Annotated in this window: 10 protein-coding genes and 1 pseudogene; 3 read left to right on the top strand and 8 right to left on the bottom strand. The window is 73.2% G+C overall.

Annotated elements, in window-relative coordinates; translation table 11 throughout:
• Nucleotides 1–52 precede the first annotated feature (52 nt).
• From ACRAKF_RS03715 to ACRAKF_RS03705, 3 genes and pseudogenes are all read right to left on the bottom strand, one after another.
• Entirely contained in the window at nt 53–1,210 is a 1,158-nt protein-coding gene (locus tag ACRAKF_RS03715; protein WP_447035354.1) for an ROK family protein, read from the bottom strand.
• Between the two features lie 97 nt (nt 1,211–1,307).
• Nucleotides 1,308–1,970, bottom strand: a complete 663-nt coding sequence (locus ACRAKF_RS03710; RefSeq protein WP_447035353.1) for a response regulator transcription factor — start codon at nt 1,968–1,970, stop codon at nt 1,308–1,310.
• Between the two features lie 14 nt (nt 1,971–1,984).
• A pseudogene (locus tag ACRAKF_RS03705) lies at nt 1,985–3,204 on the bottom strand (sensor histidine kinase).
• 108 nt (nt 3,205–3,312) lie between these two features.
• On the opposite strand from ACRAKF_RS03705, the gene ACRAKF_RS03700 reads away from it, so the two are divergent.
• From ACRAKF_RS03700 to ACRAKF_RS03690, 3 genes are all read left to right on the top strand, one after another.
• The gene (locus ACRAKF_RS03700) at nt 3,313–4,260 is read left to right on the top strand and encodes an ATP-binding cassette domain-containing protein (protein ID WP_447035352.1); all 948 of its coding nucleotides are present in this window, start codon (nt 3,313–3,315) and stop codon (nt 4,258–4,260) included.
• Nucleotides 4,257–5,009: an ABC transporter permease gene (locus ACRAKF_RS03695; RefSeq protein ID WP_447041790.1), complete on the top strand. Its 753-nt coding sequence runs from the start codon at nt 4,257–4,259 to the stop codon at nt 5,007–5,009. Before ACRAKF_RS03700 ends, ACRAKF_RS03695 begins: the two co-directional genes overlap by 4 nt.
• Nucleotides 5,010–5,077: 68 nt before the next feature.
• Nucleotides 5,078–5,536, top strand: coding sequence for a hypothetical protein (locus ACRAKF_RS03690; protein ID WP_447035351.1), 459 nt, complete (start codon nt 5,078–5,080; stop codon nt 5,534–5,536).
• Between the two features lie 43 nt (nt 5,537–5,579).
• Here the strand turns inward: ACRAKF_RS03690 and ACRAKF_RS03685 are convergent, their stop codons facing one another.
• The 5 genes from ACRAKF_RS03685 to ACRAKF_RS03665 form a co-directional block, all read right to left on the bottom strand.
• Nucleotides 5,580–6,632: an enoyl-CoA hydratase/isomerase family protein gene (locus ACRAKF_RS03685; protein ID WP_447035350.1), complete on the bottom strand. Its 1,053-nt coding sequence runs from the start codon at nt 6,630–6,632 to the stop codon at nt 5,580–5,582.
• 106 nt (nt 6,633–6,738) lie between these two features.
• Nucleotides 6,739–7,767 carry a methylmalonyl Co-A mutase-associated GTPase MeaB gene (gene meaB / locus ACRAKF_RS03680; RefSeq protein WP_447041788.1) on the bottom strand — a complete coding sequence of 343 codons (1,029 nt, stop codon included), beginning with the start codon at nt 7,765–7,767 and terminating at the stop codon, nt 6,739–6,741.
• Between the two features lie 13 nt (nt 7,768–7,780).
• Nucleotides 7,781–9,982: a methylmalonyl-CoA mutase gene (gene scpA, locus ACRAKF_RS03675; protein WP_447035349.1), complete on the bottom strand. Its 2,202-nt coding sequence runs from the start codon at nt 9,980–9,982 to the stop codon at nt 7,781–7,783.
• Nucleotides 9,982–11,829, bottom strand: coding sequence for a methylmalonyl-CoA mutase small subunit (mutA, locus tag ACRAKF_RS03670; RefSeq protein ID WP_447035348.1), 1,848 nt, complete (start codon nt 11,827–11,829; stop codon nt 9,982–9,984). Before mutA ends, scpA begins: the two co-directional genes overlap by 1 nt.
• 122 nt (nt 11,830–11,951) lie before the next feature.
• Nucleotides 11,952–12,740, bottom strand: coding sequence for a GNAT family N-acetyltransferase (locus ACRAKF_RS03665; RefSeq protein WP_447035347.1), 789 nt, complete (start codon nt 12,738–12,740; stop codon nt 11,952–11,954).
• Between the last annotated feature and the right edge of the window lie 318 nt (nt 12,741–13,058).

Here is a 13,058-nt window from a genome sequence, read left to right as displayed (position 1 = left end):
TACGCGTACGACGACCCCGCCCGGCCCCTCGGCCCGGCGGGGTCGCGTGCTCTCAACGCCGTGCGGTGACCGTGCCCTCGACGGCGAAGAGCTGCTCCTCGACGTGGTCGAGCGCGAGGCGCAGCGCCCCCGTCGCCACCGCGGCCTCACCCAGCAGCGACAGCGCGACGCGGGGCGGGCGAAGGCAGTAGCGCGCCAACTCGCGGTGCAGCGGTTCGAGGACGCCGTCCAGGCCCGCCGCCCAGCCGCCCACCACGACCAGCTCCGGGTCGAGGGCGAGCACCAGGGCGGCCACGTCGTGCACGAGACGCTGTATGAAGCGCTCCACGGCCGCCCGGGCCCGCTCGTCGCCCCCCTTGGCGTGCGCGAAGACCGCGGCGACGGCCTGCTCGTCCAGCGGGTGCAGCGGCTCGCCCGTGGTGGAGAGCAGCGTCTCCGGAGTGACCTCACGGCCGAGCAGGTGCAGCGCGCCGATCTCGCCCGCCGCGCCGCCGAAGCCGCGGTGCAGCCGCCCGCCGATCAGCGACCCAGCCCCCGGGCTCAGCCCCGCGAGGACGAACACCACGTCGTCGATGCCGGCCGCCGCGCCCTTCCAGTGCTCGGCCACGGCCGCGGCGTTGGCGTCGTTCTCCACGAGCACCGGGCACTTGAAGGACCGGCGCAGCCGCTCGCCGAGCTGGAGCCCCGTCCACTCGGGCAGCGCCGTGCTCAGGCGCACCGCGCCGTCCGCCTCCAGGATGCCGGGGCTGCCCACGCCGACGGCGCGCAGCGTGTTGCGGGCTATGCCCGCGCGGCGCAGCAGATCGGCGACCGTGGTGCGCAGACGCTCCAGGCGGTCGTCCGCGGGGGCGTCCTCGGAGACGTCCTTCGACGCCGTCCCCAGGACCTTGCCGTCCAGGTCCGCCAGGACGGCCGCCACCCGGTGCGGCCCGATCTCCAGGCCGAGCAGATGACCCGCCTCCGCCCGGAAGCGGAACTTCCTGGCCGGCCGGCCCTGACGCCGGGCACCGCTGTCATCGGCCGCGGACTCCACCACGAGCCCGGCCTCGATGAGCCCCTCGACGACCCCCTCCACGGTGGGCCGGGAGAGGCCGGTCACGCGGGTGATCTCCGTGAGCGTCGCCAAGTCCGCGGCACGCAGCGCGTGCAGCACCACCGCGGAGTTGATCCGCCGCAACAGAGAGGGGTCCCCGCCGGTCAGCTGCCCCAACGTCCGTCCTTCCAGCTCGTGCGCATGATGGGCGGATCGTACTCGTAGGACATGGTCCCGGCGAGTGCCGGGCCCGCCTTCCCGCCGTCCCCGGCCGTCATCCCGGCGCCACGAAACCGGATTCGTACGCGACGATGACGGCCTGCGTCCTGTCGCGCGCCCCCAGCTTCCCGAGGACGGCGCTGACGTGCGACTTCACCGTCTCGGTGCCGACCACGAGACGGGCGGCGATCTCCGCGTTGGACAGACCACGCGTCATCAGCTTCAGCACCTCCGCCTCACGCTCGGTCAGGGCGGCCCGGTCGAGCGCGGCCCGGGCATCGACGTTGCCGCGCCGCCTGCCGTGCTCGCCCGCCAGTTGCCGCACCGCCGCGGGGAAGAGCAGCGACTCGCCCTCGGCCACCAGACGTACCGCGTGCACGATCTCCGCGGGCCGCGCCCGCTTCAGCAGGAAGCCGTCGGCGCCCGCGCGCAGCGCCTCGTACACGTACTCGTCGTTCTCGAAGGTCGTCACCACGAGGATCTTCGGAGGGTCCTGCACCGTGCGCAGCACCGCGCGGGTGGCCTCGATGCCGTCCAGGAGCGGCATGCGGACGTCCATCGCGACCACATCGGGGCGCAGCTGCCGGACAAGGGGAATGACCGCCGCCCCGTCGGCGGCCTCGCCGACGACACGGATGTCGGGCTGCGCCTCCAGGACGGCGCGCAGACCCGCGCGTACGAGGGGTTCGTCGTCCACGAGGAGCACTGAGACCGGCATCCGGCCAGCGTAGATCACCGCAGGGGCAGTTCGACGTGAACCTGCCAGTCACCGTCGACCGGGCCCGTGGTGGCCCGCCCGCCGAGCAGCGTGGCCCGCTCCCGGAGCCCGCGCAGACCACTGCCGCCCCGCCCGGTCGGACCGGCCCCGCCCGGCAGCGCGTTGCGCACCTCCATCACCAGGCGGCTGTCGTCGACGGCTATTCGCAGCCGCACCGGCACCGGCCCCGAGTGGCGCAGGACGTTGGTCAGCGCCTCCTGGAGCATTCGGTACCCCTCACGGGAGACCGGACCCGGCAGCCGCTCCACGGGGCCCGTCACCTCCACGTCCACCTTCGCCCCGGAGGCGCGCGCCGACTGCAGGAGACGCTCGGCGTCGGTGAGGGTCGGCCGGGCGCCCACGGGCTGCTCGTCCTCGCGCAGCACCCGCAGGACCCGCTCCAGGTCCTCCAGAGCGGCCCGCCCGGTCTCCTCGACCGCCTCCAGGGCCCGCGCGGTGAACTCCGGGTCGGCCGCGGCCCGCGCGGCGCCCGCCTGGACGACGGCGACGGTCAGCGCGTGGCCTATGGAGTCGTGCAGCTCGCGCGCGATGCGGTTGCGTTCGAGGAGCTGCTCGGTGCGCTCCTCCATGACGGCGAGGCGTTCGGCGGGGGAGGGGCCGAGCAGGCGGCGGGCCACCACGGCCGTCACATGGCCCGCCGCCAGCAGCGCGCCGTACTCGGAGAGGACGAGGAGCGGGCCCAGCGGCAGCCTGATCCAGTCCGACTCGGGCACGGGGAACAGCAGGCCATCGGATGCCGGTGGCTGGTCGTTCGAGCCCGCCAGAATGAAGACCGTTCCGAGGAGCTGGCCCGTCACAAGAGAACCAGGGCGATGCCCGTCTCCAGGCGGAACACCAGCCATACGGCGGTCCGCACCCGGTCACGCCATGAGGCGGAAGGGGCCACGGAGATGCCGGGCTCCTCCACCTCTGCGCCCGCCACGCGCGCGTGCTGACCGGGAAACAGCATCATGCGGGCCTGCAGCCCCTCGGACCTGCGAATGACGGGCACCATGGCGGCCGCCACCAGCATGGGCACGGGGACGGTCGCGACGAGCAGCCAGTCGGTGTACGTGGGATGGGCGAGCCCGGGATAGATCGAGGCGCTCACCCATGCGACGCCCGACCCCAGGAAGACGTGCAGCCAGCGCGTGTAGGTGAACGCGCGCGTCAGGGGTTCCAGGAAGCCGGGCATGCCGTCATGGTGCCAGCAGGGCCGCGCCGCGCGGCTCCCCCGCCCGGGGGAGACACACTCCCCGGACGGGGGAAGACCACGGACACCGTCCGCGGCGAGGCTGCTCCCATGACCAGCATCGACGTCCAAGACCTCACCAAGGAGTACGGCACGACCCGCGCCGTGGACGCCCTCTCGTTCAGCGTCCGCCCCGGCAAGGTCACCGGATTCCTCGGTCCCAACGGCGCCGGCAAGTCGACGACCATGCGCCTCGTCCTCGGCCTCGACCGGCCGACCTCCGGCACGGCCACGGTCGGCGGCCGTGCCTACGCCGACATCGACGAACCCCTGCGCCACGTCGGGACCCTTCTGGACGCCCAGGCGGCACACGGTTCACGCACCGCCCGCAACCACCTCCTCGCCCTCGCCGTCAGCAACCGCATCCCGGCACGCCGCGTCGACGACGTCCTCGAAGAGGCCGGACTGGAGACGGTGGCCGGACGCAGGATCAAGACGTTCTCGCTGGGCATGCGGCAGCGTCTCGGCATCGCCGCGGCCCTGCTCGGCGATCCCGCCGTGGTGATGCTCGACGAGCCGTCCAACGGCCTCGACCCCGAAGGCATCATCTGGATACGCGAGTTGATGCGGCGCCTCGCCCAGGAGGGCCGTACGGTCCTCGTCTCCAGCCACCTCATGAACGAGACCGCCACCTTCGCCGACCACCTCGTGGTCCTCGGCCGCGGCAGGCTCCTGACGGACACCCCGATGTCCGACTTCATCGAGGCGCACAGCCACCCGCGCGTGCGGGTGCGCACGACCGACCCCGACCGGCTCCGCGACATCCTCCTGGCCAAGGGATACGTGCTCGGGGACGCGGACGACGGCCGCTGGACGGTCGACGACGCCAGGGCCGAGGAGATCGGCGCCCTCGCCGCGGCCGCCGGCGTCCCCGTGCTCGAACTCGCCGACGAACGGGCCTCCCTGGAGCAGGCCTACCTCGCCCTCACGGCGGAGGAGACCCAGTTCTCGGCCACCGCTCCGGCCACGCCCGCCGCCACGTCCCCCCAGGAGGTCTGACCGTGTCCCACAGTGCCGTGCTGCCCGTCGCCCACGCAGAGTGGATCAAGGTCAAGACCCTCCGGTCCAGCCTGATCTCGCTGGTCACCGTGTTCGCGGCGACCGTCGCCATCACCGCCCTGGTGTTCGCGACGGTCGGCGTGGCCGAGGCGGACAAGGCCGACGCCGAACCGCTCTTCGATGCCTTCTACGCCTTCAACTTCGGCCAGATCGCGGCCATCAGCTTCGGTACGACCGCCGTCGCGTCGGAGTACACGAGCGGTGCCCTGCGGATCTCCCTCGCCGCGGTGCCGCGCCGCGGGCTCTTCTACGCCTCCAAGGTCGCGGTCGTCGGCGGCCTCGCGCTGCTCGCCGGGCTGCTCACCGGCTTCGGCACCTTCCTGATCGGCCAGGCGTTCCTGGGCGACGACGGGATCGGCCTCGGTCACCCCGGCGCGGTGCGGGCCTGCGTGGGCGGTGGGATCTACCTCGCCCTGATGACGCTCCTCGCGGTCGGCCTGACGGCGGTGCTGCGCAGCGGAGTCGCCGTCCTGAGCATCCTCATCCCCTTCACGCTGATCGTGTCCTTCGTGGTCGGCGACATGGACAGCGGCGTCGCGGCCTTCCTGCCGGACAAGGCGGGCCAGCAGGTGCTGCACGAGGCCCCGACGGGAACGCTGGGGCCCTGGGCCGGACTCGCCGTCCTTGCGGCCTGGGCGGCGGCGGCGCTGCTCGCGGGCTGGTGGGCGGTGCGCAGGCGCGACGCGTGAGGCTGCCGACGGCTCCGCGCCGTCCGGCGGATGACTGATTGTCAGTGCCGCCCGCTTTACTGGTCCTCATGAGTACCGCACAGCATCTCGCCGTGATCGACCTGCTGCGCTCCCGGGAGTTCCCCGCGGAGCACGGCAGGTCCCCGTGCGGCTCCGAGGGGCCCGGTTACCACATCGGGGAGTTACTGACGAGCGACACCTTCTGGGAGGACGACGGCACCCGCCGGCACCTCACGGAGGAGCAGTACGAGGCCGAGCGCGACGGCCTGACGGTCCTCCTCGCCGACCGCTGGGGCCCGCCGCAGCGGTTCAGCCTGGCGAGCCTCTTCGACCGGACGATGGGCGCGGGCTTCGGCGATGACGCCGAGGAGGAGATACCGCAGCCGTGGGCCCAGCTCGCCTCGTCCGTGCCCGACCTGCACCTGTGGCACGTGGACGGGCGCTGGATAGTCCTCGGGGTCGCCCAGTGGGACAAGGAACTGCCCTTCCAGCTCCTCGCCGTGGTGACGGAGATACCCCCGCCCTGACCCGCGGTCCGGCGCTCGGCGGGGCGACAGCGGGGCTTGAGTGTCAGCCGAAGCGCAGCGGGCCACCGGCGGGTTCGGCGAAGAAGCTGGCCACCTCCGCCTCCGTCACCTGGGCGAGCTCCGCGGGCGACCAGCGCGGCCTGCGGTCCTTGTCGACCACCTGGGCGCGGATGCCCTCGGGCAGGTCGGGCGCGCCCAGCATGGCGCAGGACACGCGGTACTCCTGGGCGAGCACGGCTCGAAGGTCCGGCAGTTCACGCGCCCCGCGCAGTGCGGCGAGCGTGACCTTCAGGGCGGTCGGGGACTTGGCCAGAAGCGTCTCGGCCGCCTCCTTGGCGTGCCGGTCGCCGCAGGCGTGCAGCCGGTCCACGATCTCCTCGACGGTGCCGGCCGCGTAGCAGTGGTCGATCCACTCGCGGTGCGCGGTCAGTTCCGCCTCGGGGGCGGCGGCCTCGTACCTGCGCACGGCGTCGGCCGCGGGCATGGCGGCGAGGGCGGCGGTGAACTCCGGCAGGCGCTCCGAGGGCACGTAGTGGTCGGCGAGCCCGCAGAGCAGCGCGTCGCCTGCCGCCACGGGTGAGCCGGTCAGGGCGAGGTGCGTGCCCAGTTCGCCGGGCGTGCGCGTGAGGAGGTACGTACCGCCGACGTCCGGCACGAAGCCGATGCCGGTCTCGGGCATCGCGATCCGGGAGCGCTCGGTGACCACGCGCACGCCGCCGTGCGCCGAGACGCCCACGCCGCCGCCCATCACGATGCCGTCCATGACGGCGACGTACGGCTTGGGGAAGCGGGCGATACGGGCGTTGAGGCGGTACTCGTCGTACCAGAACGCGGCCGGTGCCGCCGTGCGCCCCGCCTTGACGTCGTCGTGGATGGAGCGGATGTCGCCGCCCGCGCAGAGCCCGCGCTCCCCGGCACCGGTGAGGACCACCGTCTCCACCGAGCCGTCGCCCTCCCAGTCGGTGAGGGCGCGGTCCAGGAGGTGGACCATGGTGTGGTTGAGGGCGTTGAGGGACCGCGGCCGGTTCAGGACGACGTATCCGGCGCGGCCTTCGCGGCGGAGCAGTACGGGGGCGTCGTCGGAGGGGGCGTTCATGGTGCGGTGGCTCCGTTCGTGTGGTGCGCGGTGGTGCGAGGCGGCCGGCGGGACCGGCGGGCACGCGTCAACGCGATCCGCCGGCCCCCAACGCGGCCACCCTGTTTCAGTGCGAGGACGCCCCCGGCGCGCCCGAGCCCTCGCCCCGCCCCGGGCCCTGAAAGGCGTCGAGGATCAGCTCGGCGGCCGACGATGCCGTCAGCGTGCCCTCCCGGACGCGCTGTTCGAGCTCGGGGGTCACGCGGCGGACCTCGGCGTGGTCGCGGAGCCTGCCGAGCAGCTCGTCCCGCACCATCGACCACGTCCAGTCGATCTGCTGGTCACGGCGCTTGGCGGCGAGGCGTCCCGTGGAGTCGAGCAGTGTGTGGTGCTGTTGCAGCCGGTCCCAGAGCGTGTCCAGGCCGCTCGACTCCCGGGCGCTGCACGTCAGGACCGGTGGCGTCCACGCGGCATCGCTGGGGTGCATCAGCCGCAGCGCGCCCGCCAGTTCACGCGCCGCCGAGCGGGCGTCCCGCTCGTGCGGACCGTCGGCCTTGTTCACGGCGATCACGTCCGCGAGTTCGAGGACGCCCTTCTTGATGCCCTGGAGCTGGTCGCCCGTGCGGGCGAGGGTGAGCAGCAGGAACGTGTCGACCATGTTCGCCACGGCCGTCTCCGACTGCCCGACACCCACGGTCTCCACGAGCACCACGTCGTACCCCGCGGCCTCCATCACCACGATCGACTCCCGGGTCGCCTTGGCGACGCCGCCGAGCGTCCCGGCGGAAGGAGAGGGCCGTACGAAGGCGGCGGGGTCCTGCGAGAGCCGCTCCATCCGGGTCTTGTCGCCCAGGATGGAGCCGCCGGTGCGCGTCGACGACGGGTCGACGGCGAGCACCGCCACGCGGTGCCCGAGCGAGGTCAGCATCGTGCCGAGCGCGTCGATGAACGTGGACTTTCCCACGCCGGGCACCCCGCTGATCCCGATCCGCCGCGCCCGCCCGCTGTGCGGAAGCAGCTCGGTCAGCAGCCGCTGCGCGAGCAGCCGGTGCTGCGGCCGGGTCGACTCGACGAGAGTGATGGCGCGCGCGACGAACGCGCGCTTCCCGTCGAGGACACCCTTGGCGTACGCGTCGATGTCGATCGTGGCAGGCAGCGGACTCACCGGCTCACAGGTCGTGGCCGAGGTCGGCCGCCAGTCGCTTCACCAGGTCGTGCGCCGCGTCCGGGATCACCGTGCCGGGCGGGAACACCGCCGTGGCGCCCGCCTGCTGCAGCGCCTCGATGTCCTGCGGCGGGATCACCCCGCCCACCACGATCATGATGTCCTCGCGGCCCTCGGCGGCCAGCTCCTCGCGCAGTGCCGGTACGAGGGTGAGGTGCCCCGCCGCCAGCGAGGAGACACCCACGATGTGCACGTCCGCCTCGACGGCCTGGCGCGCGACCTCCGCGGGGGTCTGGAAGAGCGGGCCGACGTCGACGTCGAAGCCGAGGTCGGCGAAGGCACTGGCGATCACCTTCTGGCCGCGGTCGTGGCCGTCCTGGCCCATCTTCGCCACCAGGATGCGCGGACGGCGTCCCTCGGCCTCGTCGAAGACGTCCACCAGGGCGCGGGTGCGCTCGACGGACGGGGACTGGCCTGCTTCGGTGCGGTACACACCGGAGATCGTACGGATCTGGCCCGCGTGCCGCCCGTACACGCTCTCCAAGGCGTCGGAGATCTCACCGACCGTGGCCTTGGCGCGGGCCGCGTCCACCGCGAGGGCAAGGAGATTGCCCTCAAGACCGGGCCCGGAACCGCGCTCGGCCGCCGCGGCCAGCGCGCGCAGCGCGTCCCGGCAGACCGTGTCGTCGCGCTCCTCGCGAAGGCGCCGCAGCTTGTCGATCTGCTGGGCGCGCACCGAGGAGTTGTCGACCGAGCGGACCTCGATCTGCTCGTCGGAGTCCACGCGGTATTTGTTGACGCCGATGACCGGCTGCCGCCCCGAGTCGATGCGGGCCTGCGTGCGCGCGGCGGCCTCCTCCACGCGCAGCTTCGGGATGCCCGCGTCGATGGCCTTCGCCATGCCCCCGGCGGCCTCGACCTCCTCGATGTGCTGCCAGGCGCGGCGCGCCAGGTCGTACGTCAGCTTCTCCACGTACGCGCTGCCGCCCCACGGGTCGATCGTCCGCGTCGTCCCCGACTCCTGCTGGATCAGCAGCTGGGTGTTGCGGGCGATGCGGGCGGAGAAGTCGGTGGGCAGCGCCAGCGCCTCGTCGAGGGCGTTGGTGTGCAGCGACTGGGTGTGGCCCTGGGTCGCCGCCATCGCCTCGACGCAGGTCCGCGTGACGTTGTTGAACACGTCCTGCGCGGTCAGCGACCAGCCCGACGTCTGCGAATGGGTGCGCAGGGAGAGCGACTTGGCGTTCTTCGGGTCGAACTGCTTGACGAGCTTCGCCCAGAGCAGGCGCGCGGCGCGGAGCTTGGCGACCTCCATGAAGAAGTTCATGCCGATCGCCCAGAAGAACGACAGGCGCGGCGCGAACGCGTCGACGTCCAGGCCCGCCTGCTGCCCGGCCCGCAGGTACTCCACGCCGTCGGCGAGCGTGTACGCGAGCTCCAGGTCGGCCGTCGCGCCCGCCTCCTGGATGTGATAGCCGGAGATGGAGATGGAGTTGTACCGCGGCATCTTCTGCGAGGTGTACGCGAAGATGTCCGAGATGATCCGCATCGAGGGCGTCGGCGGATAGATGTAGGTGTTGCGGACCATGAACTCCTTGAGGATGTCGTTCTGGATGGTCCCGGCCAGCTTCTCGGGCGGTACGCCCTGCTCCTCGGCCGCCACGATGTACAGCGCGAGCACGGGCAGCACGGCGCCGTTCATCGTCATCGACACCGTCATCTTGTCCAGCGGGATGCCGTCGAAGAGCTGCCGCATGTCGTAGATGGAGTCGATGGCCACCCCGGCCATGCCCACGTCACCGGTGACGCGCGGGTGGTCGCTGTCGTAGCCGCGGTGGGTCGGCAGGTCGAAGGCGACCGACAGGCCCTTCTGCCCGGCGGCGAGGTTGCGCCGGTAGAAGGCGTTGGACTCCTCGGCGGTGGAGAACCCCGCGTACTGCCGGATCGTCCAGGGCTGGTTCACGTACATCGTCGGGTAGGGGCCGCGCAGGTACGGGGCCACGCCCGGGTAGGTGCCGAGGAAGTCGAGGCCCTCCAGGTCGGCGCCGGTGTACAGCGGCTTGACCCCGATGCCCTCGGGGGTCTCCCACAGCAGGTCGCTCTCGGACCTGCCGGTGGTCTCCTTCACGGCGGTGCGCCACCGCTCGTGCGAGCCCGCGGCGTCCGTGCCGGGTCCCAGGTCTACGGAGGAGAAGTCGGGGATGCGCATTACGCCACTCCCATGCGGTCGAGGGTGGAGGAGAGCACGGACACGGCGTCACAGCCGGCGTGGACGTACGTGTCGACGCCGTCGTACTCACCGCGCCCCGCGAGGAAGACCTGCCCGGCGCCCGCGTCCTTGAGGGCCTCGGCGACCGCCTCGGCCTGCTCGGCGTAGAGCGCGTCGCTCGAACAGAGGACCGCCACCGGTGCGCCGGAGGCCCGGAAGGCGTCGGCGGCCGTCGCCGCGTCCACCGTGGCCGGTTCGTGCACGGTCTCGATGCCGCCCGCCTGGAAGAGGTTCACGGCGAACCCCGCCCGCGCGGTGTGCGCGGCGGCAGGACCGAGCGCCGCGATGAATACCTTCGGGCGTGCTCCGGTCGCGGCGAGGTGTGCGTCGGAGCGGGCGCGCAGCGCTTCGTACGCCTCGTCGCGCCGGACCCGCGGCAGGCCGCCGGCCGGCGCGGCGGGTGCGGTCTCGCGCTCCACGGGGCTCTCGGCGAGGTGCGGGAACTCGCTGACGCCCGTGATCGGTTCCCGGCGCCGGGCCAGCTTCTCGCTGCGGGCGGCCCAGGTGGCGGCGAGACGTTCGCCGATCATGCCGGAGCGCAGGGCGGCGGCCTGGCCGCCCGCGCCCTCGATCTCCTGGAAGAACGCCCAGGCCGCGTGCGCGAGTTCGTCGGTGAGCCGCTCCACGTACCAGGAGCCGCCCGCCGGGTCGATCACGCGGGCCAGGTGTGACTCGTCGATCAGGATCGTGGAGGTGTTGCGGGCGATGCGGCGCGCGAAGGCGTCCGGCAGGCCGAGCGAGTGGTCGAACGGCAGCACGGTGACGGCGTCGGCACCGCCGACCCCGGCCCCCAGACAGGCCACCGTCGTGCGGAGCATGTTCACCCACGGGTCGCGGCGGGTCATCATCACCGGTGAGGTCACCGCGTGTTGACGCTGCGCCCCGGCGGCGTCCGCGCCGCACACCTCGGCCACGCGCGCCCAGAGGCGGCGCGCGGCACGGAGCTTGGCGATGGTCAGGAACTGGTCGGCGGTCGCCGCGTAGCGGAATTCGAGCTGGGCGCAGGCCTCCGCCACGGAGAGCCCGGCCGCCGTCAGTTCGCGCAGGTAGGCGACGCCGGTCGCGAGGGACGCGCCGAGCTCCTGCGCGGCCGAGCCGCCCGCCTCGTGGTAGGGCATCGCGTCCACGGCGAGGGCCCGCAGGCCCGGGTACTCCCGGGCGCACAGCGCGGCGAGTTCGACGGCCTCGGCGGAGTCCGACGCCTCGCCGGAGCGGGCCTCGTGGCCGAGCACGTCCGCGCCGAGCGTGCCGCGGACGGACTGCTTCGGGACGCCAGCGGCCTCGTACAAAGCGATCAACGCGCGTGCCGCGGGGCCGAATTCGGCTCCCGCGTCGAGGACGACGGGCGCGAGGTCGAGGTGGACGCCGTCCAGCGCACGCGGCAGCGCGGACACGGGTACGCCGTTCGCGCCCACGCCCAGCCACAGCGAGGTGACGCCGTTCTCCAGGTCCGCGAGCGCGGCCTCGTTGGTGCGGGCGGGGTCGGGGCTCGTGTGCCGCTGCCGTACGTCCCAGCCCACGGGGGCGTTGCCACCGGGTGTGCCGCCCCGTACGAAGGGGGCGAAGCCGGGGTGGCCGGCGGCGGGCGCGGCGTCACGGGAGGTGTACAGCGGGCGGGTGGTGAGCCCGTCCTCGAGTGGGGTGGACAGCGCTTCCTCTGCGGCCGTCCCCGATGCGTCCTTACCCGACTTGCGCAGCACGCCTTCCACAAGGCGCTGCCACTGCTCATGGGTCGCATCAGGGAACTCGGCGGCCAGGGAAAGCCCGTCGTCAGGCTGGACCGTCATGCCCTGATGCTAGGGCTCAACCCATGGCACACGGTGCCACCCTCGGCTGTGACCTTGACCTCTCCCGGACGCTCTTGATCTTCAACCGGCGGACGGCTAGGGGCGGGGCGCGGACGGGCGGTTCACGCGGAGACCCGGGGCGGCGTATTCGGCCGGGCCGCGGCTCCTCCGGTGACGTAACGGGCGTACTCGTGCTCCAGCCGGAAACCCGCAGTCCAGGCGAGGAGACGGCCGATGCGGTCGCCCCGTCCGCAGGACCAGCTCGCGACGCGTCCGCGCGCGCCGATGTCGGCGCACAGGGAGGTGACGCAGGTCAGGGCCGGCCGTTCGTGCCGGTGCTGCGTGGGGGTGAGCACGGCCAGGCGTTCGTACGTGTTGCCGACGAAGTAGCCGCAGGCGACGGCGGCGACCCGGCCGCTCCGGTCGAAGGCGGCCCAGCCGTGCCCGGAGGCGGCGAGCCCCTCGGGCCCGCCCCAGCTGGAGTGGATCCAGGCCGACGTGGGGGAGAGCGCGGCGAGAGCGGGGGCGTCGCCGGGTTCGAGGCGCCGTACGGTCACGCCTCGCGGCGGCCGGGGCGCGGCCACCGGCTCGCGGTACACGTACACCAGGCGTTCGGCCGGTACGACCCGGTCGAAGGCGGCGTCGAGCAGCGGCAGGAAGCGGGCCGACGCCTCGACGCGGCTGTGCGCGAAAGGGGCGAGGAGGGCGGGGGAGAGCGCGCCGGGGTCACCGCTCAGCACGACGTGGCCCGCGCAGGAGACCGCCACGGTTCTGGGACTGAGGGCACGGTCGCCCCACCAGGTGCCCACGCCCGTGGCGGCGACGTGCTCGGCGAGGGCGGCGGCCCCCGGTGCCCCGGTGTCGAACCAGGCGGACACGGCGGGGAGGTGCTGCGCTGAGAGCCGGATCATGAGGCGCTCCTCGGGGGGTGAGGCCTTCGGGTGAAAAGGGCACGGACGCCCGGCCCTGTCGAGCCGCGCTCGCCGTGCGCTCTCCTGGCGGGCGCCGGCCGTCGAACCGTGCTCGGGAGCCCTGCTGCCTCCGTACGGGTTCCCCGTACGCCCGCCATCCAACGGGCCCCCGCACGAGCCCTCAAGAGGCGAGCGTCGCGTCAAGGCCGGGCGCCGCTGCGTCAACGTCGCGTAACGGGCCGGGTGTTGACACGCCGTGCCGGGCATAACGTCACCGTGTGCCGCGGATGTCCCCAACCGCGGCGGCCCCGACACCCC

It is taken from the genome of Streptomyces sp. DSM 118878 (genome assembly GCF_052936595.1).
This window is presented reverse-complemented; position numbering and strand designations above follow the sequence as displayed.

Bases quoted from the DNA above. Each gene is read 5' to 3' on its own strand.
- ACRAKF_RS03710 (WP_447035353.1), bottom strand. From the start codon at position 1,970: ATGCCGGTCTCAGTGCTCCTCGTGGACGACGAACCCCTCGTACGCGCG.
- ACRAKF_RS03700 (WP_447035352.1), top strand. From the start codon at position 3,313: ATGACCAGCATCGACGTCCAAGACCTCACCAAGGAGTACGGCACGACC.
- ACRAKF_RS03665 (WP_447035347.1), bottom strand. From the start codon at position 12,740: ATGATCCGGCTCTCAGCGCAGCACCTCCCCGCCGTGTCCGCCTGGTTC.
- ACRAKF_RS03685 (WP_447035350.1), bottom strand. From the start codon at position 6,632: ATGAACGCCCCCTCCGACGACGCCCCCGTACTGCTCCGCCGCGAAGGC.
- scpA (WP_447035349.1), bottom strand. From the start codon at position 9,982: ATGCGCATCCCCGACTTCTCCTCCGTAGACCTGGGACCCGGCACGGAC.
- ACRAKF_RS03690 (WP_447035351.1), top strand. From the start codon at position 5,078: ATGAGTACCGCACAGCATCTCGCCGTGATCGACCTGCTGCGCTCCCGG.
- mutA (WP_447035348.1), bottom strand. From the start codon at position 11,829: ATGACGGTCCAGCCTGACGACGGGCTTTCCCTGGCCGCCGAGTTCCCT.